Genomic DNA, 23,441 nt, shown 5'->3' on the forward strand with positions numbered 1-23,441 from the left:
GTCGGAAAAAGTGAGGGGACTGGGAAATCAGTCTCTTTTTTGCTATTTTTCGCAAACTAGCTATGTGACGCTGTAAATTAAGTTACCTTTCCGTTATAATGTGGTGTATGCTTTTAACAACACCGATGACGGTTTTTGTAGAAGGGGAGAATTGACTTGTTTGGTTTCAGATCACGAAACGTAGGAATTGACTTGGGAACAGCCAATACTCTAGTTTTCATTAAAGATAAAGGTATTGTGCTAAGGGAGCCATCTGTCGTAGCGAAAAATACGACGACTGGTGAAATCGTTGCAGTAGGCAGTGAAGCACATGCGATGATCGGACGTACTCCGAGCTCAGTCGTGGCTATTCGCCCGATGCGAGAAGGAGTTATTGCAGATTTTGAAACAACAACGGATATGATTCGTCATTATTTAAAAGAAGCGTTAAAGTCAACTGGCACTTCTTGGACGAAGCCGACTGTGATGGTTTGTGTGCCTTACGGTATTACGTCAGTCGAACAGCGTGCAGTGACAGATGCTGCAATTCAGGCGGGTGCAAAAGCTGCGTATACGATTGAAGAGCCATTTGCGGCTGCGATTGGTGCGGATTTACCTGTATGGGAACCAACCGGCAGTATGGTCGTCGATATAGGTGGAGGAACAACAGAAGTTGCTATTATTTCGCTCGGCGGTATTGTAACGAGCACATCGATCCGTGTAGGTGGAGATTCCATGGATACGGCTATCATAACGTACATCCGTAAAGAATATAAATTGATGATCGGTGAACGTACAGCTGAAAACATCAAAATGCAAATCGGTTCGGCGTTTGATTTGGATAAAACCGAAAAAATGGATATTCACGGCCGTGACTTGTTGACGGGTCTGCCGAAAACGATGGAGATTAATTCACAGGAAATCACGAAAGCATTGCGTGAGCCTATGGATTTGATTATTGAAGGTATGCGGAAGACGCTTGAGCAGACACCACCTGAATTGGCGTCAGACGTCATGGAGCGTGGAATTGTCTTAACAGGTGGCGGTTCATTACTTCGTAACCTTGATAAAGCGATTTCCGAAGAAACTAAAATGCCTGCATTCGTTGCAGAAAACACGCTCGACTGTGTCGTGATTGGAACAGGTAAAGCGCTGGATAATTTAGAACTGATCAAGAAGATTCAGTCATAATACTAATTGGAGGAGATGTAGGCAATGCCGCGTTTTTTTTCCAATAAACGATTAATCATTTTATTAGTAGGAGTAATCGTCCTAGTGGCATTAATTGCATTTTCACTTCGTGACCGAAATCATGCAAATGTACCGGAACAAGCAGTGAAAGATGTCGTAGGTTTCGGGCAGTCGCTCGTTACGAAACCAGCCCACTTTGTGACGGGACTCATTGAGAATATTGATACGATGCTTAATACATACGAAGAAAACAAACGATTAAAAGAGCGTCTGGAAACGTATGCCGCTATGGAAGCGGAGTTAGTAGATGTGAAAGCGAATAATGTGAAGTTGCGGGGAATTATTGATAAACAAGAGGACCTGCGTGCATTTGAGCCGATCCAGTCTACGGTGATCTCGCGTAATCCCGATCAATGGGAAGAGAAGGTCATCATCGATAAAGGAACGACGTCTGGAGTGGGCGTCAATATGGCGGTCATGACAGCGCAAGGATTGATCGGGAAAGTGATTCTATCGACTCCTTTTACGTCTACAGTTGAATTGATTTCAACGGAAAATAGTGCTTTCCGTGTGGCGGCAATGGTTGTAGGTGAAGAGGAAATGTTCGGTTTGATCGAAGGATATGATCGAGCTTCCCGACAATTGATCATGAAGCGGATTGATTCGAGCTTTAAAGTAAAAAAAGGAATGCAAGTGACGTCTTCTGGTCTCGGAGGAATCTTCCCGAAAGGTATTTTAATAGGGGAAGTAACTGAAGTTTCTACGGATGACTTTGGTCTGACGAAATTAGCGTATATCAAACCGGCAGCAAGCTTCTCGCAACTCGATCATGTGATGATTGCGAAGCGGACGATGACGGTTGTGGATGGTACGGACGGAGGCAACTCCGCGGATGCTAAAGGGGACGATGAATCATGATCCGATTCATCATTCCTGTGATTGCTGGACTCTTGTTTTTCCTGGAACCGATTTTCAGTCTGTTTTCACCGATTGAAATAAGCGGGGATTTGTATGTTTTGGTGCCAAGGTTCGTAATTGTCTATTTAATTTTCATTGCGACGTATTATAATAGCAAGCGAGCGATTATTTACGGATTTATCCTTGGACTGTTGTATGATATGTATCATATTGATATTATTGGATTATACACATTCATGTATCCGCTGATTTGTTACGTTGCTGCGTTAGTAATTCGACAAATTGAGCGTCATACGGTGACAGTTATGGTATTATCATTAGTAATGATTGTGTTACTGGAATTATTGTCGTACTTTTTTGCTAGTGTGATTGCGTTGACTTTTATTGATTTCGGTGAATTTTTCACGCATCGACTAGTTCCGACAATGATTGCGAACTCATTATTCATCGTAATGTTCGGTTATCTATTCAAACAGATTACAGAAAAGAGATTTTTTCAAAAGCTAGCAGGTTTTTAAGTATTGTGAGGTGATGTAGGTGACGAAATCACAGTTGATAACGATAAAAGGTACAAAAGACGGCTTAGTTTTACGATTGGATGATCATTGCGCATTTTCCGATTTACTAGGTGAGTTGAAAGAAAAAGTACAGAGCAGTGTGCTTGAAGGTGTGTCTGAAGTGCAGTTGCATCTTGGGCATCGTTATTGTGACGAGAAAGACATGAACAAAATTCAATCGGTCATTCATACTTCCCCTCATTTGCGAGTTTCGAAGGTACATAGTGACGTCATTTCGTTAAAAGAGTGTGAGAGAAAGTTGATCGAGAAGCAGTCCGAAACCTATATAGGAATCGTTCGATCGGGTCAGGTCGTAAAGGCTGATGGCGATTTGGTTATTATCGGTGATGTCAATCAGAGTGGGCAAGTCATTGCAGGCGGCAGTATTTATGTACTCGGTCGTGTCAAAGGCATTGCACATGCGGGCGCACAAGGCAATAAAGACGCAGTCATTGCTGCATCTTGGCTGGAGGCGACGCATCTGAAAATTGCGGATAAGATCGAGATCATGACCGACGAATTGACGGTTCTTTCTGAGCAACCTGAAATGGAATGTGCGTATCTTCAAAAGAATGGGCAGATTGCGATAGACCGTCTTCAGGAGCTCCGATATTTACGTCCGGACCTTGCTACATTTAAGGGAGGTATATAATTTGGGAGAAGCAATTGTTATTACTTCTGGTAAAGGTGGCGTTGGTAAAACAACAACGTCAGCCAATCTAGGCACCGCTCTTGCGTTACAAGGGAAAAAAGTGTGTTTAATCGATACAGATATCGGTCTGCGTAACTTGGACGTTATTCTTGGCTTAGAAAACCGGATCATTTATGATTTGGTCGATGTGGTGGAAGAGCGTTGTAAAGTACACCAGGCTCTTGTGAAGGACAAGCGTTTCGAAGATCGACTGTTCTTGCTACCAGCAGCACAGACGACTGATAAGAGTGCCGTGAATCCTGAACAGATGAAGAAGCTCGTTTTGGAATTAAAGCAAGATTATGATTATGTCTTGATTGACTGCCCAGCAGGAATCGAGCAAGGTTTCAAAAACGCTATTTCTGGTGCGGATCGCGCAATAGTCGTGACAACTCCAGAAATTTCCGCTGTACGTGACGCAGACCGAATTATTGGACTGCTAGAAGCGGAAGAAGGATTGGAACCACCAAAATTGATTATCAATCGTATTAGAAGCGGCATGATGGAAAGCGGCGAAACATTAGATGTCAACGAAATCACGACGCATTTGTCGATTGATCTACTCGGTATCGTAATGGACGACCAAAACGTTATTTCTGCTTCAAATAAAGGTGAACCTGTCGTGATGGACCCGACAAACCCTGCAGCAATAGGCTATCGTAACATTGCCCGACGCATCTTAGGTGAGTCTGTGCCATTGATGACGATGGAGAAAAGTAAATCAGGATTCTTCGGTAAAATCAAAAACATGTTCGGCAAATAATACAATCGTAAAACTCAGTGCCTTTAATGGTACTGAGTTTTTTTCATTCGTCATTTAATTCTCCTTCTTTTCATACACTGCAGGTAAGGGAGGGGACGTGATGAAATGGAAAACAAAATGGATCATCGCTATTGTGCTGATGGTATCTGTTGTAGGTTTATCAAAACTTGAAGAACGCCAGCTAGTTAATATACCGATAACGCAATATGTAACGACTGGAAAAGACTTTGTGGTGATGAAGAAGTGGGTTTCTTCTTGGATGGCAGATGATGAAGTCATCACGGTATCTGGGGATTCCGTATTTAATCCGTTTGAGACGTATGAATCGTTCCAACCTTATCAGGACGGTGCCATTATCTCGTATACTCAACCGATGTCGATTACGTCGCAAGGAAGTGGGCTAGTCGTCTTCACGGGCTACACAAGGCAGTCAGGCAAGACGGTGACCGTTCAGTACGATAACGGCGACGAAGTGACGTATGGATTCGTAGGGTCGTTCTCGACGCTTCCTTACACCGCTGTGAAGCTTGGGGATGAGATTGCGATGATGGACGAGGAAGCGGTGTACATCCGCGTGAAACGCAATGGGATTCCGCTCGAGCCTACAGTACTCGCAACGTATATGTCGGACGGTCAGCAATGAAGTACCGTATTCATCCGGTATTATTACCGATCTTTTTATTTTTCATGATCGTCGGTGGTGTGTCATTGTACGCAATGCTCTTATTCTCTTTACTTTTTCATGAAGTAGGACACGTATTGGCCGCACGACACGTCGGAATGAAAATTAGGAGTTGTACTATTTTACCGTATGGAGGGGAATTGCAATTTGTTAATCGGCAGCTGGCAAGTAAACGGCAACGGCTGATCGTGGCGCTCGGTGGACCTGTCGCGACAGCCGTTCTGTTACTACTTGGCACGTATTTGTCATTCCCGGGAGAAGCGCAGTTCGTGAAGATTCAACTGATCTTACTGAGCGTCAATTTATTACCTATCTTGCCACTTGATGGCGGACAAGTCGTCTCGGTTTTACTTGAAACGGAAGAAACAAAATATACCACGCGCTCAAACTTCTTACTGTATTCCATCATTGCGTCCGCATCACTTTGTGTGTTCTTCATTGCCTACTTGCCAGCCAGTTTGCCACTCGTTATCATTACGTCGTTTTTAGCGGTTCAAAATATTATTTCGTATCGTTTTAGAAGGTATGAGCGAGTCTTTGAACAACTGACTAGAAAAGAGACTTCCTTCTTTTAAAAGATTGTGGGAATAATGCTTGACCAATTGTTTTCTATGTGATAATATTTTACTGTTATTGATTGTAGCACCCGTGCTACAACCGCACTGAACAGGTTCAAGTATTCGCTGGTCGAATCACCTGTCAAGGCGAGTCTGTATAAATTGAGGAGGTGCAAGTATGTACGCAATTATTGAAACTGGTGGAAAACAAATCAAAGTTGAAGCGGGCCAAGAAATCTTCATTGAGAAGATTGCTGGTGAAGCTGATGAAGTGGTAACTTTTGACAAGGTGCTAATGGTGGGCGGAGATGACGTTAAAGTCGGTGCTCCATTCGTAGAAGGCGCAACTGTAACAGGTAAAGTTGTCAAGCAAGGCCGCGCAAAGAAAATTGTTGTTTTCAAATATAAGGCGAAGAAAAACTATCGCAAAAAGCAAGGACACCGTCAGCCATACACGAAAATCGTTATTGACGGAATCAATCTGTAATCCGGCATGATACATGTCAGAATTATAAAAGAGCCTTCTGGGCGCATCTCAGTCTTTGAGATGGATGGTCATGCAAACTTTGCAGAACACGGACAAGATCTAGTTTGTGCTGGTGCTTCTGCCGTATCATTTGGTGCGGTGAATGCCATTATGCAATTGACTTCGATCGAACCTGATGTCGAGCAAGGGACGGATGGCGGATACTTACGTGTGGCGTTTCCGGTAACGGAACAAGATGCTGAAGTTCAGCTGCTCCTGAATGCTATGATTATTTCTTTACAAACGATTGAATTAGACTATGCAGATTTTATAAAATTATCCTTTGAAAAGTAGGAGGTGGCAGCTATGTTACGTTTGGATCTTCAGTTTTTCGCATCGAAAAAAGGAGTAGGTTCTACTAAGAACGGTCGTGACTCACATTCGAAACGTCTTGGCGCTAAGCGCGCAGATGGACAGCATGTTTCAGGTGGATCAATCCTTTATCGCCAGCGCGGAACAAAAATTCACCCAGGTGAAAACGTTGGTCGCGGTGGAGATGATACTCTATTCGCAAAAGTTGACGGCGTCGTTCGTTTTGAACGTCTTGGCCGCGACAAAAAGAAAGTCAGTGTCTACCCAGCAGCAACTCAAGAAGCTTAATTGGATAGCATGACCCTGTGAAAAAGGACTGCACTCGTTGCAGTCCTTTTTCTGTGTTTTGAGATGGTTGTTAGATTAGTTCTTGGCCTTATGAGCGGATAACGCGTGTCTATGAGCGCTCGTGGCGTGGGATAGAGCGATTAGCGGGTGTCTATGATCACTCACCGCTTTCTAAGAGCGGCTACGGGAGTTTATAGAGCGCTTAGGCATGAACTATGAGCGAACAGCAATTCATTGTAACGTTCAGACACATATTCTAAGCGATTTTGACTACGGCGAAGATTTTTTTAGTGATTTGCGCGTGAAAATGCTATACTAAGAAGTACGAAAACAGCTGGCGGTGAAAAAATGGGGAAGAATGAGCTAAATGTGTCGCAAGCAGTGAAATTTAGTCGACACGATCACATGAACGATCTGCAATTGATCCTTATGAATATCGATATGGGGAAATATACAGAAGCGCGAAATTGCATCCTTGAGAAAACAGCAGATATGCAACGTGAGGCATTGCTTCAGAAATTATGCATGCCGCTTACTGAGGAATGGATTACGACACTAGCGTGGCGCTATCCGGCTTTGATGGTGCAACTGTATTGTGAGATTACGGAAAAAATTGATTCAAGTGAAATTGACGAAGTGTTGGTCGATTACTTGGAGCAAGTAGTGCTGGCTGTGGAATCAAAAATTCAGCGCTGCGCAGATTGTCCCGTGACACTAGAAGTCACGACAGACACTGCATCTTGGAGTATTCAATTGACATTTACCGAGCTGTACGCGAAGCAACTAGACATCCCAGAACATTCATCACAGCTTACGGTCGAAGTCCACGGTGAACCGAATCAATGGACGTTTACTATCAGTGGACAATTAGGAGGATTATAAATTATGTTTGTGGATCACGTTAAAGTATTTGTAAAAGGTGGCGACGGTGGCGATGGTATGGTTTCGTTCCGTCGTGAAAAATATATAGCCAATGGTGGACCATCCGGTGGTGATGGTGGAAAAGGCGCAGACGTTATCTTTATCGTTGATGAAGGATTACGTACGCTAATGGATTTCCGATATCAGCGTCATTTTAAAGCTGAACGAGGCGAACACGGTCAGAGTAAAAACATGCACGGTCGTAGCGGTAAAAGTATGATCGTTAAAGTTCCCCCTGGTACAGTCGTTAAGGATGCCGAAACTGAAACGATTATTGCGGACTTGGTCGAACATGGCCAACAAGCGGTCATCGTGCGTGGAGGACGTGGAGGACGCGGTAACAGCCGTTTCGTTACGCCACAGAACACGGCACCGGAACTTTCTGAAAAAGGTGAACCGGGTGTTAGTAAAGATATCGTGCTTGAATTAAAAGTTCTTGCTGACGTGGGTCTTGTTGGATTCCCAAGTGTTGGGAAATCAACGTTATTATCAGTCGTTTCTTCAGCGAAGCCTAAGATTGCGGATTATCACTTTACTACATTAGTACCGAATCTCGGTATGATCGAGACAGATGATCACCGCACATTCGTTATGGCAGATTTGCCTGGATTAATTGAAGGTGCGCATCAAGGAGTTGGACTAGGACATCAGTTCTTGCGTCACATCGAACGTACGCGTGTTATCGTACACGTTATCGATATGTCAGGACTTGAAGGCCGTGAGCCATACGAGGATTACCAGACAATCAATAAAGAACTTGAGCAGTACAATATGCGTTTGACTGAACGTCCACAGATTATTGTGGCGAATAAAATGGATATGCCGGATGCGCAAGAGAATCTGGAAACGTTTAAAGAAGCACTTGGTGATGAAGAGATTCAAGTGTTCCCGATTTCTGCATTGACGAGAACGGGCTTGGATCCATTGCTGTATGCGATTTTAGATCTGCTTGAAACGACACCGGAATTCCCGATGTTGACGGATATGGATGAAGAAGAAGCAAGTAACTCTGTATTGTATAAACACGAATCGACTGGACCTGATTTCATTATTTCACGTGACGATGATGGCGCGTTTATGTTGTCTGGTTATACATTAGAGCGTTTGTTCCAGATGACGGACTTCAACTTCGATCAATCAGTACGCAAGTTCGCTCGTCAGATGCGTGGTATGGGAATCGACGATGCATTGCGTGAGCGTGGTGCGAAAAACGGTGATATCGTTCGTATCATGAGCTACGAGTTCGAGTTCTTGGAATAAGGAATGGCTCGTTTTGGGGGGAGCAAAATGGAACAAATCGGGGAAGGTCAGTTTTATTTAGTCCGCGAAGATGTATTGACCGAGTCAATGCAAAAAATGCTGGAAGCTAAACGAATGATGGCAAGAGGCGAAGTGACGACGATCCAGGAAGCAACTAAACGGGTCGGTCTGTCACGGAGCGCCTTTTATAAATATCGTGATGCCGTGTTCCCGTTCGAATCCATCGCGCGGGACCGGATTTTGACGATCTTTATTCAACTGGAAGATTTGAAAGGCTCGCTGGCTGTGCTTTTGGAAGTCGTGTCAGAAGCGAAATGTAATGTGTTGACGATTCACCAGACGATTCCTGTCCAGGGGCGCGCCAACATTACGTTATCGCTGGATGTAACGGAGATGGAAATTAAAGTAGAAGCATTTTTACAGCGTCTCAAAGCACCTCGATTTATTGATTCTGTTGATTTAATCAGTTCAGGGGTTTTCTGACCTCTTAAACCAGTGGGGAGATGAGAGATTCATGACAGAAAAGAAGTATGTACCATCCGTTGCGTATTTGGGGCCCGAAGCATCATTTACCCATATTGCAGCATCCGATTTATTCGGAATGGAAGGGTTAATGCCACGTCCGACGATTCCAGATTGTATTGAAGCAGTGACAGAAGGACATGTTGCCTATGCGGTCGTTCCGTTGGAGAATGCGCTGGAAGGTTCTGTACCGTTGACGATTGATTACGTTTTCAATAGTAAAGAGTTGTTTATCGCAGCCGAAATTTCCACGCCAATTGAGCAACATATGTTGGTCAATAAATCGCAGATGAATCACTTAGATGAATTGGATTCGATTCAATCTCATCCGCATGCATTGGCGCAATGTCATAAGTTTTTACAGTATCGTTACCGTGGAGTTCCGTTGATTCAGACGACGTCTACTGCAGCGGCAGCAAAATCTATTTCTGAACAGCCGGAACTACGTGTTGCAGCAATTGGCAACCGTTTGGCAGCAGAAACGTACGGCTTACATATAGCAGAAGAGAATATTCACGATTTCCATTTCAACCATACGCGCTTCGTCGTGTTGTCGTTGCGCAAGGAGAAGCTGGAGCATTCGAAGCACGCTTCTTCGATCAAGACGACGTTGATGGTGAAGTTGCCTGAGGACGACCGTCCAGGGTTGCTGCATCAGATTTTGTCGGTGTTTTCATGGCGCCGTTTGAACTTAAGCAAGATCGAGTCGCGGCCGTTGAAGACGGGTCTTGGCCATTATTTCTTCATTATCGACATTAATGAATCTGACGAGCATCCGATGATGATGGGCGCGATGGAAGAGTTAGCAGCACTAGGTTGCACCGCACGTTCGCTAGGAACTTATTATGTCTATGAGTCTGGGGAGTTTGTTTCCTGAATTAGTATAGGCTGGCAATTGGATAGGGTATGGGATTCCGAGTGCAAAGATGTGCTCTCAACGCTTCGCTTATGTTCGCAAAAGCGTCCTTCGTTACGGCTCTCGCTCTAGGCGGACGCGTTCTGGAGTCGGCGCGTGCCGCTCCAATCCTTGCAGTCTAAGTGGGATGTATTTATTGTTGCTCATTAAAATTATACTTGTAGAAGATTTTATAATCGAACATGAACAGCCCTAGAACTAAACTAAGTTCTAGGGCTTTACTAATTTACACGCTATCGCAAAAAAGTGCTCTACGTCTATCCCTTCGTACTTGCTAAGTAACTCTTCCATTGTAACTTCTTTCGTTCTTGAACTGAACCAAGTCAAGGGTAATTTCTAATTCATGCACTTTTTAACCAACATTCTCTACTGATCTGACCTAATTCGCAACCATCCTCTATTCCCCAGGATGGTTTTTTATTTGTAATAAACTAGTCCCCGTCGAATATACATAACAAGAGAGGAAGCCTACACAAATTGTCACAAAAGTAGGCGTCCGTTCATACGATGGATTGATGGAAGGGGGAATAGTTAGTGGAAGTTCATATTGTCGTCAAAGGTGATACATTATGGAAGATCGCAAGACAGTACGGTATACCGTTCGAGGAACTGAAGCGGGTGAATGCTCACCTAGCTAATCCGGACTATATCGTTCCCGGCATGAAAATCTTTTTGCCAATGGATAAGAAAAAGCCTCATCATAAGGGTGATCACACGAAACCGCATGAGAAGCCACACGAGAAACCGCATCATGAAAAACCGCATCAGGAGAAACCACATCAGGAGAAACCACATCACGAAAAACCGATGAAGCCGCCACATCAGGAGAAGCCTTCTAAGCCGGCGCCTCCACAAGCGAAACCGCCAGTGCATCAAGTGCCGCAGCTACCACAAGCTCCACCGATGCCGCCGATGCAACAGCAACCTGTGCCACAACCGCCAATGCAACAGTGGCCAGCACCCGCACCACCAGCGATGCCACAACAACCGCAAACTCCACCGGCAGCGCCTCATATGCCACCGAGTATGCAAGCACCACCGATGTGGCAAGCAGTATTCCCAGTTTGCGGATGGATGCCGATTTTCGATGCGGACTGCCATCCACATATGCCACAACAACCAATGCCGCAAATGCCGCAAATGCCGCAAATGCCGCAAATGCCGCAAATGCCACAAATGCCACCGCCTGTGCAGGCACCAATCAAACCGATGCCGCCATGTGAGTCACCTAAGTGGCAGGAGGAATCATCTCACCACCATAAGCCGGTTCCCGCACCAATGCCGGACGGTTGGCAGTTAATTGAATCGAGTTCATTACACATGAAACCAGCTCCGATGCCACAACCAAAACCGCCTGTCATGCAGCCGATGCCGGAACAACCCGCACCGATGCCAATGCCGCAACAACCGACAATGCCGCCGAAAGCAGACATACCGCCATCCTGGTGTCCGTCAAATCAACAACAATGCTCGCCGAATTGGCCAGTTCAACCTCAATGGTCGACACAGCCGGAATGTATGCCAGCGATGCAATGGATGCCATATCCGCACATGATGCCGATGCCGATGCCACCTATGTGGCAGCAGCCTCCTGGTTATCAGGGTGATTGTGGGTGTAATACCCCTCAACATCAGCCGATGCCAATACCGGAGGACTGGCACCGAAACCAGTAACCGCATATGGCAGACAATCAGCGATTTATCAAAATCAAAAAGAATGTCTGGAAAATGGAGTCTGGCGGAGCTATGTATTCCATAAAGAAGTACGCATCACTCGCACAAGCTGTGAAGGTTCGGCAAGTTCATCAATTACTTAGTGCACAGCATTTTCCGCATATCGCGCCAATCGTCGATAAGTCGGATCCGTTGCTGATTATGCAGCCATGGCTTGAAGATGCCAAAGCGGTCAACTTTAAAAGAAGAATTGATCGTATCGATTCATTCCGTGCGTTGCAAGCATTACATGATACGAAATATTCGATTGATTGGGAGTCGATTTCCTGTCTTCCGCATTATCATATGCTGGAGAAGTGGGAAGTCCGACTTGCGCGATTTGAAGAGTTACGGGAGATGTGTGAAGCATTTCTACCTTCTTCGACGATCGATCAACTGTTGACGTATGGGAAAGATTCATTGCAAATCGCGAAGAAACAACCACCGCCTGTTAGTTCTTTGACGCTATTGCATGGAGATGTCGTCCATCATAATATTTTACGGGACACAAATGGAAGGATTTGCTTTATCGATTTTGATTTAGCGTGCCTTGGGACGGAAGAAGATGAACGGGTGTTGTGGATGCATCGTGTGTTGCCACAAATTTCGTATAATCCGACTTTTTTGATGGGGGAGCATCCGGCGTTGCAAACCTTATCCAACCAGTCGCTTGCGAAGCTTTTATATCCGAATGAAGTGCTTCGGGAATGGTTGCATTTATTGTCATTACCTTTCGCTCAACAGCAACGGATGGCCAGCAAACTCCTACATTTCACTGATACTGCACTCTCACATTGGCCGAGATTATGGTATGATGTAGAGCGAATGATGAAGTAGGAGGTTTGATCCATGGCAGGCCATTCAAAGTGGAAGAATATCCAGAACAGAAAGGGCGCACAGGATGCAAAACGAGGAAAGATCTTTCAGAAGATGTCGCGTGAAATTTACGTGGCAGCAAAGTCTGGCGGAGACGATCCAGACACGAATCCAGCTTTACGTCTAGCAATCGATAAATCCAAGAGTGTGAATGTACCAAATGATGTCATTCAGCGAGCGATCGATAAAGCAACGGGTTCAGGTGCGGACGAAAATTACGAAGAAATGATCTACGAAGGGTATGGACCAGGCGGCGTAGCGGTTCTTGTCTATACACTGACGGAAAATCGTAACCGTACAGGACCGAATATGCGCGTGGCGTTCAATAAAAACGGCGGTAGTTTAGGAGAAACGGGCTCCGTCAATTATTTATTTGAACGCAAAGGCCGTTTGTTTATCGAACGTACGGAAGAAACGGACGAGGACGCGGTTATGATGGCGGCTTTAGAAGCAGGAGCGGATGACATTGTGTCAACAGAAGATGGTTTCGAAATTCTGACTGATCCATCCGAATTCCTGAACGTAAAAGAAGCGCTTGAAGTCGAAGGTTTGGAGTTCGTTTCAGCAGAAGTAGATATGGTTCCATCCGTTTATGCGGATTTGACCGAAGAGCAACAAGAACAATTTATGAATATGATCGATGCATTAGAAGATGACGATGATGTACAAAACGTCTATTCTAATGCATCGGAAGAGTAATGAATGCTAGCCAGCCAACAACTTTACTTGCGTAAAAGTTGTTGACTGGCTTTTTTGTTGTTGACAATGATAATGAGATTCATTATCATTTAACTTGGTTGCTGAAGAAAGTATACTCTTTAGTAGAATAAAAGGGGGAATAAGTATGATCATCGTAACAAACACAAATAAGATTATAAAAGACCGTGGACATGAATTGGTTACACGTTTTGATAAAAAAGGAAAAGTGGAGCAGATGGAAGGGTTTTTAGGACTGGAAGTATTGTTCACGGATAATTTACCGGATTATGACGAAGTGACGATCAGCACGCGTTGGGAATCAAAAGAGGCGTTTGAGGCATGGACGAAAAGCGACGCATTCAAGGAAGCACATTCACATCGCGACGGACAGCCAGGATACGTAATTAGCAATAAAGTGTCATTCTATGATGTTAGAGTAGTGCGTGATCCAATTGTTGCGGTGTGAGTGTAATGAAGTGTTCAGAAAAAAATCACCCCTCACTATCTTGTTGCTAAGTGAGAGGTGATTGAATATTAATTATGCTTTAACGCCAGAAGATTTTGGTTGCGTCAAGAGACCGCCTTTTTCTTTTAAGTATTTTTCAATACCTTCAGCTGCACGGTATGATAGGGCACCGATTGTTGGGGTAGGGTGGTGACTACTGAAGTGTGGTAGTGCAGATCCGCCAACGACGAATAAGTTTTCCATTTCCCACAGTTGCAAGTAGTTGTTTACCGCAGACGTTTCTGGATCTTCACCCATAGCTACGCCGCCAATATAGTGCATACCGCCGTAAGTGTGGTCAAATTGGTCTGGCATTTCGTCCTGATCAATAATGTCCGCACCCATTGCTTCTACGATTTCGGTACATTTTTCAATACCGAATTTCGCGATGTTCTTATCTTGTTCTGTTAATTTATTTGTAATACGCAATAATGGATCACCGAACTCATCTTTATACGTAGGGTCCAAGTCCATAAAGTTGTGCCACCAAGGCATAACTGCTGCTGAGTACCAAACCGTTAATGTACGGAAAGCATAGAAGAGTGATTTCTCTTTAAATTCTTCACCCCATGTTGGTGTACCTTTAGGGACGAAGTTATTCTTAATCGCTGCATCTCCGTATTGACGAAGTTCGATACCGCCACCGTGAATGAAGTCTAAATCTGTGTGGTCGAATAGGTCCGCGTCATAGTCACTTAAAGCGCCACCTAATCCACCAGCACCCATGTAGTAGTTGAATTTCTTGTCATTAAAGAATCCTGTTGCACCTAGGAATGTACTGTTGAATTGTCCTGTAAAGTTACGGCCAATCGTTCCTTTTCTAGTCTCCGGGTTATAGATTTCACCGATATCCGATAGCATGAGCAGGCGGTTATTTGAGAATGTGAATGCCGCAAGAACGACAACGTCAGCTGGTTGTTCGAATTCTTGACCTGTTCTTGTATCCGTATATAAAACGCCTGTCGCTTTTCCGTCTTTATGTATAACTCTACGGACGAGTGAATTGGTTCTGATTTCACAGTTACCAGTTTTGCGAGCAGTCGGAATAACCGTTGCTAGAGGATCTGATTTTGAACCGAAGTCACAGCCGTACATTGTACAGAACGAACAGAACATACATTGGTTCAACGTTTCACCATCGGGATTCGTATATGTTTGAGACATGTTTCCTGAAGCCATTTGATAAGGGTGTAAGCCGATCTCTTTTGCCGATTCTTTAAACAACTTAATCGCAGGAGAAGCTAGCATAGGTGGGTTTGGATACTCATTTGATCTCTTGTCACCAAGTGGATCAGGTTCTCCTGAAATCCCAGCCGTTTGTTCCCATTTAGCATAATATGGCTCTAGTTCATCGTACGTAATTCCCCAGTCACGAATTTGCATGCCTTCTGGAATTTTGCCTTCTCCATAACGTTCGATAGTTTTTGAACGAATTTCGAAGTCATACGAACGCCAACGGTATACGGAACCTGCCCAGTGCATACTTCCGCCACCAAGGTCCGTCCCTGTGTTCATATCTTTTTGCAAGCGTACAGGTAGTGCAGCATCGCCTATTGAAACACGAGATGTAATCGTATCGCCTGTTAATTTTTCGATCATTTCATGTCTATTTGTATAACGTAACTCATCTTTAACACCTATAAAATCTGAACGTGTTTGATCTTTCCCACGTTCCAACATGACGACTTGATAGCCTGCTTTGGATAGTTCAGCTGAAACAATACCGCCAGCCCAACCACTACCAACGACTACTACGTCTACTTTATCTAATTTTTTAGCCATTTCCGCGTCCTCCTAAATTAAAGCCCTTGGTAATTACGTAAACTTGAAGGCTCCATTACAATAAACTCTTCTTCTTCGATTTTATCTAAAAAGCTCATGATCGGCCCAGGGTATTCTTTCATTCTCCAAGCTTCCATATTACGATTTCCACCGTAAACAGGATCTGCATAGACGCCTTCAATAGTTGTTTGACGTAACAAGCTAAAGAAGTCTGCGGAATCTACACCACTGAATTTCACTTCACCTTTTTCAAACATTTGTAAAATTTCATCTTGCTGTTCAGGTTCTAAATTAATAAAACGCTCATTAAATTTATCTTGTGACGTTTTCTCCATAGCGTTAAGCCCTTCAAGGAAAAACGTACCTCTCGTCATTTTCGTTTGATAGTTAGCCGTACCAGCCGGTAACTTCACAACAGTGGACGATGTGATGACTTCGTTTGTTTGACGTTTTTCTTCTTCATATACGTCTGTTTTTGTAATCGATGGGAAAGGACCGACCATATAGTCATTCGCATTTCTTCCCCAGTTGCTTGCACATTGACGGTCAATGAAATAAGGCACGCCTAGTTCAATTGCACCCATTCCGTTTTTATTCTCTGGATAGATTCTTTCAGTTGCAGCAGATAGCAACGCGAAGTCTTCATTTCGACTGAAGAACGTACGTGCATCAAACGTAACTTGCTTATCAGCTTGTGGCGCAACATCTTTTTTCGAATCTTTTTGGAATTGGCTCGTCAGTAAACCACCAAAGAGGGAGCCACCTAAAAGTCCACCAGCGACAAGACCGCCACTCTTCAAAAACTTTCTTCGACTTAAATCTTGAGTATCTTGATTGGAATCTTTGTTATTCGTCATCGTTTAGTTCCTCCTTCACATTTGTCATTGTAGTTACTTTATGGACTCGGACTTCTCTGAATCAGTTTTTTTGTCTTTGTTATCATCTTCCAAAATGTCACTTGTTGCCTTTTTAAACTCTGAAAGTGTTTTACCGACGGCAGAACCAATCTCCGGCAACTTTCGTGGTCCGAATAATATTAAAATAATTACTAATATAATAATTAGTCCTGGTACACCGATAGAAGCTAAACTCATATAAATTCCTCCTTTTGCAGTAGATTTATATATGTAGAGCGTGATGTCGAATCTTGTCTAATTATGTTTTAAATTGACGAGAAGACCTTGGCCCTCATACATGATAGTGTTCTTATTCAAAAAAAGCAAAGAAATTTTAACTTTAATGTGTCGTTTATAAATACAAAAACTTTTCTGAATTATTATTCACGAATTATATATTAAAAAGCAAAGAAAGGTAGTGAATTCGGTTGATGATTCATAAAGTTCGCACTCTTTAACTGGGATCAAACTATCTAAAGATACGAATTGCTGGGTAATGAGACATTCCATATACCATCTATTTTTGACTGTCGTTACGAAGAATGGCGCTGTATTCGCATACATACAAAAAAGTTCTTATTCGATGGCGAATAAGAACTTTTTGACATATATTTTTTATTTACGTACTTCTAGCGTCTCCAACATCTGTTCAAATCGTGCGCCATGGCCTTCTTGTGCTTCTAGGAAATAGTTCTCCTTAATGAGCAATGTGCCATCGTCTAGCTCCATCATGTAGATCGTCACAACTTCACTATCCGACTTATCTCCAGAAGTACCGTGTAATGAAAGTGCGTTGACTGGCGCAGAAATCGTTTTTTCTTCAAGCGGCATAGTATATTCCTGTTCCATATCTTCCATTACACTTTCTGGCGTTTGATCTTTGACGTATAGGAATGTCATATTCACCTCAGGATACCCTTCAGGCACTTCATCAATCGGCATGAGCTTGTCTTCATTTTCACCGGTCTCAAACGTATAGCGTTCCGGATCAATATACAGTGAATACATGGCATCGCTACCTTCGACGAGGTCCATTGTGATAGTGGAGTCTTCTCCCTCAACAGATAGTACTACATCCATCGTAGATTCACGTTCAGGCAACGTCGTCGTTTCTTCTGGTGTTTCCTCGACTGGCGTTTCTACTGGCGGCTCCACTTCATCAGTTGGTTTTTCTGTTGCTGAATTACAACCGACAAGTAGTAGTGACATCGCAAAACTCGCATAGATTATTGTTCGCATACAGCTTCCTCCTTTAAAAAGACGTAGAACTGCTTTATATGTATACGTTTACATGCAAAGAAGGTTTCAAATGTCAAGCAAAATATTAGAAATCAAAACGAGCATGCGATATGATAAGTCCTGCAGATATTAAAACATAAGGGAGATTTATATTATGACAATCAAAGTAAAAGCAGTAATCGGTAGTACAAGTTCCACTTCATACAATTTAAAGTTAGTGAAATTCATGGCTAAACGCTATAAAGAAGAATTGGAAATTACTCCGGTTCTCATCAACGATTTAGAAATGTTCTCAATTGATATTGAAAGCGAACCAACTGTAGCAGTTCAAACATTCAAAGATGACGTGAAAGATTCAGACGCAGTGATGTTCGCAACACCAGAATATAACTTCTCTATTCCTGGCGCAATGAAAAATGCATTGGATTGGTTGTCACGTGGAGGCGACTTTACGTTACATGGTAAAACGGGCTTTATCGTAGGGTCATCGATGGGAGTTTTCGGTTCAGTAAGAGCGCAGATCCACTTACGCGAAATTCTATCGAACCCAGCATTAGCACCTAACCTATTGCCAGGTAATGAAGTGTATATTGGTGCGGTTCACACGAAAATGGACGAAGAAGGAAATATTACAGATGAAGCAACAATCGCATTCCTTGATACGGTTGTACAGAATTTCATCGCTTTCCATAAGAAACAACAAGCAATGGCTCACGCATAATTAGAATGAACGGAGCTGTCCAAGTCGTCATGATGTTAAATGACGACTGGTGACAGCTCTTTTTTGATGCGAAATAGTATGCGATAAGAAAACAAAAGGCTGGCAGAGGTGTTGGGGAAGGGGATTGGTGCTTCGGAGGGGACGCTTTCTGGAGGGCGGGCGGTGAACCACACCCCGTCGCTTCGCTCGCAGGGTGTTTCACCTGTCCCGCTGATCCTCCCAGAGTCGCCCCTCCTACGCTCCAATCTCTTGCAGTGTAAGTGGATGATACTTTATGTTGTGCATTGAAATTAATGTTGTAACAGGCATTGAACTTCAGTACTTGAATCTAAATAAGTAAGGGTAAAACAATAATTCATACACTTCCTACAGTGAGTGATCTAAGTATCCGTACTATCAATGTAGGATGGAAGCGGAAGCTGGCGGCGAAGTGCAAAGATGTGCTCCTAACGCTTCGCTTTTACTCGCAAAAGCCGTTCTTCGTTACGGCTCTTCCCGCAGGATCAGCCCGATCAGGTGAGACAACCAAAAGAGAGCGCAGCGAACTGGTTGGCTCACCGCGGGCCCATGGGAAAGCGTCCGCCAGCTGGAGCTTCCATCCAATCACACTCAAAAATTCTCTCACCACTCCAAAGTATTCGCTTTTGAACTTAAATTACTTAAAATACACACCTATTTTATTTATGCAAATTTCCGAAGGTCGTACAAGTAGAAAACCCGTTCGTATGCTATAATAACAGGTATACTTTAGGGGGAGAATACTTTGTACGATTACATAAAAGGCTATGTGACACGCGTGACACCGGAATATGTTGTGCTGGAGCAATCGGGGATCGGCTGGCAAGTGATGACGCCGAATCCATTTGCGTTCCATATAACAGATGAGGTTCAGCAAGTGTTCACGTATTTGCATGTGCGTGAAGACACGCAATTATTGATCGGATTTAAGACACTTGAACAGCGTGAACTGTTCCGCAAACTGATTACCGTTTCGGGAATCGGTCCTAAAGGCGCGCTCGCAATTCTTGCGAACGGCTTGCCTTCTCAAGTAGTAAGTGCAATCGAGCGCGAAGATGAAGGGTTCCTGGTACAGTTTCCAGGTGTCGGCAAGAAAACAGCGCGTCAAATGATTTTGGACTTAAAAGGCAAACTTCATGATCTATTTACGGAAATTGATTTGCCGGATTCGGAAGACACATTGCTTACGCTTGCTGAAAGTGATGAGCTCGACGAAGCATTGCTTGCGTTGACTGCGCTTGGTTATTCGGATCGCGAACTAAAGAAAGTGAAGCCGAAGCTCGAGAAAGAAGAACTAGATACAGAAGGCTATATGCGACTGGCGTTAAAGCTATTATTGAAACAAGGCTAATACGATGGAGGTGGTTCTAATGGATGAACGCATACTGACGAATGAAGCGACGGATTTTGATGATAGTTTTGAACAGTCATTACGCCCGCAATTATTACAACAATATATTGGTCAGCAACAGGCGAAAGATAATTTATCGATCTTTATCGAGGCGGCAAAGAAGCGGGAAGAAAGTTTGGATCATGTCTTGCTGTATGGTCCTCCTGGGCTTGGAAAAACGACGCTCGCGACGGTAATAGGCAATGAAATGGGTGTTAATGTCCGCATGACGAGCGGTCCGGCTATTGAACGTCCGGGTGACTTGGCGGCAGTAGTGTCTTCGTTGGAGCCAGGTGACGTCTTATTCATCGATGAAATCCACCGGCTAAACCGCGCGATTGAAGAAGTGCTGTATCCCGCGATGGAAGATTTTTGTCTCGATATTATGGTAGGAAAAGGTCCGACTGCACGTTCTGTAAGACTGGATTTGCCTCCGTTTACATTGATTGGTGCGACGACCCGTGCAGGGGCATTGTCTGCACCGCTCCGTGACCGTTTCGGTGTACCGCTTAGACTAGAGTATTATGAAGTGGAATCGTTGACGGAGATAGTCATTCGAAGCGCGAATTTATTTGAAGTGGACATTGATCCGTTAGCGGCTGTAGAACTGGCGAAACGCTCGCGTGGAACGCCACGTATTGCAAATCGTCTATTGCGTAGAGTTCGCGATTATGCACAAGTGCGCGGAAACGGGATCATTACACTTTCGATTGCACAAGAAGCACTCGATATGCTACAAGTGGATCATCATGGACTCGACCAAATCGACCATCAGTTGCTCCACAGCATGATCGAACGGTTCCGTGGCGGTCCAGTCGGCATTGATACGCTCGCTGCAAGTATTGGCGAAGAATCGGTGACGATTGAAGATGTCTATGAGCCGTATTTATTACAAATGGGATTTATTCAACGTACATCAAGAGGTCGGATGGCGACAGATAAGGCTTACGAGCATTTCGGTTATCCGCTTCCTGAGTGACAGATAGGAGTTAGCATGATGGAAGTAGAAGACTTTGATTTTGATTTACCCGAGCATTTAATTGCACAAACACCACTTTTGGATCGCACAGCGAGCCGTTTACTCGTTATGGGACGTGATAACGGTATCGTCACGCATAAGCATTTCCGTGATCTAGTGGACGAACTAGAAGCGGGGGACTTACTCGTGTTGAACGATACGAAAGTATTGCCGGCGCGTTTAATCGGTACGAAAGAAGAAACCGGTGCGACGATTGAAGTATTATTATTAAAAGAAACAGGGGACGACCGCTGGGAAACGTTGGTCAAGCCTTCAAAACGAATAAAAGTAGGAACGATCGTGACGTTCGGTGACGGCTTGTTGCAAGCTGAATGTACCGCGCTTGGTGAACAAGGGGGTCGCGAATTCAAATTTAGTTATGACGGTATTTTCTATGAGTTGCTCGATCAGCTCGGACAGATGCCGTTGCCTCCATATATTACCGAGACGTTGGAAGATCAGACGCGCTATCAAACCGTTTTCGCAAAAGAGCGTGGATCTGCGGCAGCGCCTACAGCTGGTTTGCATTTCACGGATGAAATCTTGGATGCTTTACGGGAAAAAGGCGTGCAGATCGCTTTCATTACGTTGCACGTTGGACTTGGTACATTCCGTCCTGTTAGTGTAGATACAATTGAAGATCACACGATGCATGCGGAATATTATGTGATGACAGAAGAAACAGCGGCACTTGTTCGCGAAACAAAAGCCAATGGCGGCAATGTAGTAGCGGTCGGTACGACGTCTACACGGACGCTTGAAACGATTGCTTCAGAGAATAACGGAGAAGTGGTCGCAGCGAGTGGCTGGACTTCGATATTTATTTATCCTGGCTATGAGTTTAAAGCAATTGACGGGCTCGTGACGAATTTCCACTTGCCGAAATCGACGTTGTTGATGCTATTGTCAGCATTTGCTGGACGCGATCACGTCATGAGTGCATATGAAGAAGCAGTGAAAGAGCAGTATCGCTTTTTCAGTTTTGGGGACGCGATGTTGATCCGCCCTGCTACAAGAAAGGAACGAGATTAATTGGCAGCTATTACGTATGAACATATTAAAACATGTAAACAAACGGGTGCGCGACTTGGGATTGTCCACACGCCACACGGTTCATTTGAAACACCTGCTTTCATGCCGGTTGGAACACAAGCTACAGTAAAAACGATGTCTCCGGAAGAATTGAAGGCAATGGGTGCAGGCATTATTTTAAGTAACACGTATCATTTATGGTTACGTCCAGGAAATGAAATCGTCAAAGAAGCAGGTGGATTACATAAGTTCATGAACTGGGACCGTCCGATATTGACGGATTCCGGTGGCTTCCAAGTGTTTTCTTTAAGTAAATTCCGTGATATTAAAGAAGAAGGCGTTCATTTCCGTAATCATATTAATGGAGATAAGTTGTTCTTGAGCCCGGAAAAAGCGATGGAGATCCAAAACGATTTAGGTGCCGATATTATGATGGCATTTGACGAATGTCCTCCATTCCCTGCAACACATGAGTATATGAAAGCTAGTGTCGAGCGTACGTCTCGCTGGGCAGAGCGTTGCCTTGAAGCACATGGTCGTCCGAATGATCAAGGATTATTTGGTATTGTACAAGGTGGAGAGTTTGAAGATCTTCGTAAACAAAGTGCGCATGATCTAGTATCGATGGATTTCCCAGGCTACGCAATCGGTGGATTGTCCGTCGGGGAACCGAAAGATATTATGAATAAAGTGCTGGACTATACGACACCATTACTTCCACAAGACAAACCACGTTATTTGATGGGCGTTGGATCTCCAGACTCATTGATCGACGGTGCAATCCGTGGAATTGATATGTTCGACTGTGTTTTGCCAACGCGTATTGCGAGAAACGGTACGTTGATGACGAGTGAAGGTCGTTTGGTTGTTAAAAATGCGAAGTACGAACGCGATTTTGGGCCGCTTGATCCGAATTGTGATTGTTATGCGTGTAAAAACTATAGTCGTGCGTACATTCGTCATTTAATTCGTGCGGGTGAAACATTTGGCATTCGTTTGACGTCCTATCATAACCTGCACTTTTTGCTGAATTTGATGGAGCAAGTACGTCAGGCTATACGTGAAGATCGTCTCGGTGACTTCCGTGAAGAGTTTTTTGAGCAGTACGGTTTTAACAAACCGAATGCAAAAAACTTTTAAATCTTGTATAATAAAATTTGATGCTTTAGGAAGGGGGAAAATTAAAAATGATGGAACAATACGGTGGTATTTTCACACTAGTCATCATGGTGGCTATTATGTGGTTTTTACTCATTCGTCCTGCTCAGAAGAGACAGAAGGCAGCGAAAGAGATGCAAACTAGTTTGAAGCGTGGAGACGAAGTAGTAACAATCGGTGGTATTCACGGAACTGTGGATGCAGTTGATGAAACATCTATTTTCTTACGTGTATCGGACACTACAGTTTTGCGTTTTGACAAGCAAGCGGTAGGTAGAGTTGTAACAGCGTCATAATAAAAAGCGGTTATC

General features: G+C 44.0%; 28 protein-coding genes and 1 other annotated feature. Of the genes, 24 read left to right on the plus strand and 4 right to left on the minus strand.

Features of this window, described 5'->3' with window-relative positions; genetic code table 11:
- The first annotated feature begins 156 nt into the window (after positions 1-156).
- The 18 genes from CSV76_RS13225 (at position 157) to isdG (ending at position 13,837) form a co-directional block, all read left to right on the plus strand.
- Positions 157-1,170 carry a rod shape-determining protein gene (locus CSV76_RS13225; RefSeq protein ID WP_085426400.1) on the plus strand — a complete coding sequence of 338 codons (1,014 nt, stop codon included), beginning with the start codon at positions 157-159 and terminating at the stop codon, positions 1,168-1,170.
- Positions 1,171-1,194: 24 nt separating this feature from the next.
- Complete coding sequence (gene mreC / locus CSV76_RS13230; RefSeq protein ID WP_085426399.1) at positions 1,195-2,088, plus strand: rod shape-determining protein MreC; 894 nt, start codon at positions 1,195-1,197, stop codon at positions 2,086-2,088.
- Positions 2,085-2,606 (plus strand): rod shape-determining protein MreD, encoded by a 522-nt coding sequence (gene mreD, locus CSV76_RS13235; protein ID WP_099625888.1) that lies wholly within the window; start codon positions 2,085-2,087, stop codon positions 2,604-2,606. Before mreC ends, mreD begins: the two co-directional genes overlap by 4 nt.
- A gap of 19 nt (positions 2,607-2,625) precedes the next feature.
- Positions 2,626-3,297, plus strand: coding sequence for a septum site-determining protein MinC (gene minC, locus CSV76_RS13240; RefSeq protein ID WP_085426397.1), 672 nt, complete (start codon positions 2,626-2,628; stop codon positions 3,295-3,297).
- Between the two features lies 1 nt (position 3,298).
- Positions 3,299-4,099, plus strand: coding sequence for a septum site-determining protein MinD (gene minD / locus CSV76_RS13245; protein ID WP_085426396.1), 801 nt, complete (start codon positions 3,299-3,301; stop codon positions 4,097-4,099).
- A gap of 100 nt (positions 4,100-4,199) precedes the next feature.
- The gene (locus tag CSV76_RS13250; protein ID WP_085426395.1) at positions 4,200-4,742 is read left to right on the plus strand and encodes a peptidoglycan DD-metalloendopeptidase family protein; all 543 of its coding nucleotides are present in this window, start codon (positions 4,200-4,202) and stop codon (positions 4,740-4,742) included.
- Positions 4,739-5,356 carry a metalloprotease gene (locus CSV76_RS13255; protein WP_085426394.1) on the plus strand — a complete coding sequence of 206 codons (618 nt, stop codon included), beginning with the start codon at positions 4,739-4,741 and terminating at the stop codon, positions 5,354-5,356. The genes CSV76_RS13250 and CSV76_RS13255 overlap by 4 nt, the downstream gene beginning before the upstream one ends.
- A 70-nt stretch (positions 5,357-5,426) precedes the next feature.
- Positions 5,427-5,503, plus strand: a sequence feature (ribosomal protein L21 leader region).
- A 13-nt stretch (positions 5,504-5,516) separates the two neighbouring features.
- Positions 5,517-5,825 carry a 50S ribosomal protein L21 gene (gene rplU / locus CSV76_RS13260; protein ID WP_085131022.1) on the plus strand — a complete coding sequence of 103 codons (309 nt, stop codon included), beginning with the start codon at positions 5,517-5,519 and terminating at the stop codon, positions 5,823-5,825.
- A gap of 6 nt (positions 5,826-5,831) precedes the next feature.
- Entirely contained in the window at positions 5,832-6,158 is a 327-nt protein-coding gene (locus CSV76_RS13265) for a ribosomal-processing cysteine protease Prp (RefSeq protein WP_085426393.1), read from the plus strand.
- 12 nt (positions 6,159-6,170) lie between these two features.
- Positions 6,171-6,464: a 50S ribosomal protein L27 gene (gene rpmA / locus CSV76_RS13270; protein ID WP_085426392.1), complete on the plus strand. Its 294-nt coding sequence runs from the start codon at positions 6,171-6,173 to the stop codon at positions 6,462-6,464.
- A gap of 348 nt (positions 6,465-6,812) precedes the next feature.
- Positions 6,813-7,346 carry a Spo0B domain-containing protein gene (locus CSV76_RS13275; protein ID WP_099625889.1) on the plus strand — a complete coding sequence of 178 codons (534 nt, stop codon included), beginning with the start codon at positions 6,813-6,815 and terminating at the stop codon, positions 7,344-7,346.
- Between the two features lie 3 nt (positions 7,347-7,349).
- Positions 7,350-8,645, plus strand: a complete 1,296-nt coding sequence (gene obgE, locus CSV76_RS13280) for a GTPase ObgE (protein WP_085426390.1) — start codon at positions 7,350-7,352, stop codon at positions 8,643-8,645.
- A gap of 27 nt (positions 8,646-8,672) precedes the next feature.
- Positions 8,673-9,128, plus strand: coding sequence for an ACT domain-containing protein (locus CSV76_RS13285; protein WP_029053700.1), 456 nt, complete (start codon positions 8,673-8,675; stop codon positions 9,126-9,128).
- A gap of 31 nt (positions 9,129-9,159) precedes the next feature.
- Positions 9,160-10,044 carry a prephenate dehydratase gene (gene pheA / locus CSV76_RS13290; protein WP_085426389.1) on the plus strand — a complete coding sequence of 295 codons (885 nt, stop codon included), beginning with the start codon at positions 9,160-9,162 and terminating at the stop codon, positions 10,042-10,044.
- A 573-nt stretch (positions 10,045-10,617) separates the two neighbouring features.
- Positions 10,618-11,757, plus strand: coding sequence for a LysM peptidoglycan-binding domain-containing protein (locus CSV76_RS17735; protein WP_233204488.1), 1,140 nt, complete (start codon positions 10,618-10,620; stop codon positions 11,755-11,757).
- 6 nt (positions 11,758-11,763) lie between these two features.
- On the plus strand, positions 11,764-12,633 hold the full coding sequence (locus tag CSV76_RS13300) for an aminoglycoside phosphotransferase family protein (RefSeq protein ID WP_085426386.1): 870 nt from the start codon (positions 11,764-11,766) through the stop codon (positions 12,631-12,633).
- Between the two features lie 12 nt (positions 12,634-12,645).
- On the plus strand, positions 12,646-13,371 hold the full coding sequence (locus CSV76_RS13305) for a YebC/PmpR family DNA-binding transcriptional regulator (RefSeq protein WP_085426385.1): 726 nt from the start codon (positions 12,646-12,648) through the stop codon (positions 13,369-13,371).
- 145 nt (positions 13,372-13,516) lie between these two features.
- Positions 13,517-13,837, plus strand: coding sequence for a heme oxygenase (gene isdG / locus CSV76_RS13310; protein WP_099625890.1), 321 nt, complete (start codon positions 13,517-13,519; stop codon positions 13,835-13,837).
- A gap of 72 nt (positions 13,838-13,909) precedes the next feature.
- Here the strand turns inward: isdG and CSV76_RS13315 are convergent, their stop codons facing one another.
- The 4 genes from CSV76_RS13315 to CSV76_RS13330 all read right to left on the minus strand — a co-directional run bounded on the left by CSV76_RS13315 (position 13,910) and on the right by CSV76_RS13330 (position 17,793).
- Complete coding sequence (locus tag CSV76_RS13315; RefSeq protein WP_099625891.1) at positions 13,910-15,658, minus strand: GMC family oxidoreductase; 1,749 nt, start codon at positions 15,656-15,658, stop codon at positions 13,910-13,912.
- Positions 15,659-15,675: 17 nt separating this feature from the next.
- A complete protein-coding gene (locus CSV76_RS13320; protein WP_085426382.1) occupies positions 15,676-16,515 on the minus strand; it encodes a gluconate 2-dehydrogenase subunit 3 family protein in 840 nt (279 codons plus the stop codon).
- Between the two features lie 33 nt (positions 16,516-16,548).
- Positions 16,549-16,752 carry a twin-arginine translocase TatA/TatE family subunit gene (tatA, locus tag CSV76_RS13325; RefSeq protein ID WP_099625892.1) on the minus strand — a complete coding sequence of 68 codons (204 nt, stop codon included), beginning with the start codon at positions 16,750-16,752 and terminating at the stop codon, positions 16,549-16,551.
- 417 nt (positions 16,753-17,169) lie between these two features.
- Positions 17,170-17,793: a hypothetical protein gene (locus tag CSV76_RS13330; RefSeq protein ID WP_099625893.1), complete on the minus strand. Its 624-nt coding sequence runs from the start codon at positions 17,791-17,793 to the stop codon at positions 17,170-17,172.
- Positions 17,794-17,947: 154 nt separating this feature from the next.
- On the opposite strand from CSV76_RS13330, the gene CSV76_RS13335 reads away from it, so the two are divergent.
- From CSV76_RS13335 to yajC, 6 genes are all read left to right on the plus strand, one after another.
- Complete coding sequence (locus CSV76_RS13335) at positions 17,948-18,514, plus strand: NADPH-dependent FMN reductase (RefSeq protein WP_085426378.1); 567 nt, start codon at positions 17,948-17,950, stop codon at positions 18,512-18,514.
- Between the two features lie 763 nt (positions 18,515-19,277).
- Positions 19,278-19,883: a Holliday junction branch migration protein RuvA gene (gene ruvA, locus CSV76_RS13340; RefSeq protein ID WP_099625894.1), complete on the plus strand. Its 606-nt coding sequence runs from the start codon at positions 19,278-19,280 to the stop codon at positions 19,881-19,883.
- Positions 19,884-19,902: 19 nt separating this feature from the next.
- Positions 19,903-20,901 (plus strand): Holliday junction branch migration DNA helicase RuvB, encoded by a 999-nt coding sequence (gene ruvB, locus CSV76_RS13345; RefSeq protein ID WP_099625895.1) that lies wholly within the window; start codon positions 19,903-19,905, stop codon positions 20,899-20,901.
- A gap of 18 nt (positions 20,902-20,919) precedes the next feature.
- Positions 20,920-21,972 carry a tRNA preQ1(34) S-adenosylmethionine ribosyltransferase-isomerase QueA gene (gene queA / locus CSV76_RS13350; RefSeq protein WP_099625896.1) on the plus strand — a complete coding sequence of 351 codons (1,053 nt, stop codon included), beginning with the start codon at positions 20,920-20,922 and terminating at the stop codon, positions 21,970-21,972.
- Entirely contained in the window at positions 21,973-23,112 is a 1,140-nt protein-coding gene (gene tgt, locus CSV76_RS13355) for a tRNA guanosine(34) transglycosylase Tgt (RefSeq protein ID WP_099625897.1), read from the plus strand. It abuts the gene before it with no gap.
- Positions 23,113-23,159: 47 nt separating this feature from the next.
- Entirely contained in the window at positions 23,160-23,426 is a 267-nt protein-coding gene (yajC, locus tag CSV76_RS13360; protein WP_369823338.1) for a preprotein translocase subunit YajC, read from the plus strand.
- The last annotated feature ends 15 nt before the right edge of the window (positions 23,427-23,441 follow it).

The sequence above is a fragment of the Sporosarcina sp. P17b genome (assembly GCF_002743115.1).
GTDB classification, from domain to species: Bacteria; Bacillota; Bacilli; order Bacillales_A; family Planococcaceae; genus Sporosarcina; species Sporosarcina ureae_C.

Coding starts and splice junctions, on each gene's coding strand:
- CSV76_RS13330 (WP_099625893.1), bottom strand. CDS start 17,793: ATGCGAACAATAATCTATGCGAGTTTTGCGATGTCACTACTACTTGTC.
- CSV76_RS13300 (WP_085426386.1), top strand. CDS start 11,764: ATGGCAGACAATCAGCGATTTATCAAAATCAAAAAGAATGTCTGGAAA.
- mreD (WP_099625888.1), top strand. CDS start 2,085: ATGATCCGATTCATCATTCCTGTGATTGCTGGACTCTTGTTTTTCCTG.
- mreC (WP_085426399.1), top strand. CDS start 1,195: ATGCCGCGTTTTTTTTCCAATAAACGATTAATCATTTTATTAGTAGGA.
- rpmA (WP_085426392.1), top strand. CDS start 6,171: ATGTTACGTTTGGATCTTCAGTTTTTCGCATCGAAAAAAGGAGTAGGT.
- queA (WP_099625896.1), top strand. CDS start 20,920: ATGGAAGTAGAAGACTTTGATTTTGATTTACCCGAGCATTTAATTGCA.
- tatA (WP_099625892.1), bottom strand. CDS start 16,752: ATGAGTTTAGCTTCTATCGGTGTACCAGGACTAATTATTATATTAGTA.
- CSV76_RS13305 (WP_085426385.1), top strand. CDS start 12,646: ATGGCAGGCCATTCAAAGTGGAAGAATATCCAGAACAGAAAGGGCGCA.
- CSV76_RS13265 (WP_085426393.1), top strand. CDS start 5,832: ATGATACATGTCAGAATTATAAAAGAGCCTTCTGGGCGCATCTCAGTC.
- CSV76_RS13285 (WP_029053700.1), top strand. CDS start 8,673: ATGGAACAAATCGGGGAAGGTCAGTTTTATTTAGTCCGCGAAGATGTA.
- ruvB (WP_099625895.1), top strand. CDS start 19,903: ATGGATGAACGCATACTGACGAATGAAGCGACGGATTTTGATGATAGT.
- CSV76_RS13250 (WP_085426395.1), top strand. CDS start 4,200: ATGAAATGGAAAACAAAATGGATCATCGCTATTGTGCTGATGGTATCT.
- CSV76_RS13320 (WP_085426382.1), bottom strand. CDS start 16,515: ATGACGAATAACAAAGATTCCAATCAAGATACTCAAGATTTAAGTCGA.
- CSV76_RS13335 (WP_085426378.1), top strand. CDS start 17,948: ATGACAATCAAAGTAAAAGCAGTAATCGGTAGTACAAGTTCCACTTCA.
- yajC (WP_369823338.1), top strand. CDS start 23,160: ATGATGGAACAATACGGTGGTATTTTCACACTAGTCATCATGGTGGCT.
- CSV76_RS13255 (WP_085426394.1), top strand. CDS start 4,739: ATGAAGTACCGTATTCATCCGGTATTATTACCGATCTTTTTATTTTTC.
- pheA (WP_085426389.1), top strand. CDS start 9,160: ATGACAGAAAAGAAGTATGTACCATCCGTTGCGTATTTGGGGCCCGAA.
- CSV76_RS13275 (WP_099625889.1), top strand. CDS start 6,813: ATGGGGAAGAATGAGCTAAATGTGTCGCAAGCAGTGAAATTTAGTCGA.
- isdG (WP_099625890.1), top strand. CDS start 13,517: ATGATCATCGTAACAAACACAAATAAGATTATAAAAGACCGTGGACAT.
- rplU (WP_085131022.1), top strand. CDS start 5,517: ATGTACGCAATTATTGAAACTGGTGGAAAACAAATCAAAGTTGAAGCG.
- obgE (WP_085426390.1), top strand. CDS start 7,350: ATGTTTGTGGATCACGTTAAAGTATTTGTAAAAGGTGGCGACGGTGGC.
- CSV76_RS13315 (WP_099625891.1), bottom strand. CDS start 15,658: ATGGCTAAAAAATTAGATAAAGTAGACGTAGTAGTCGTTGGTAGTGGT.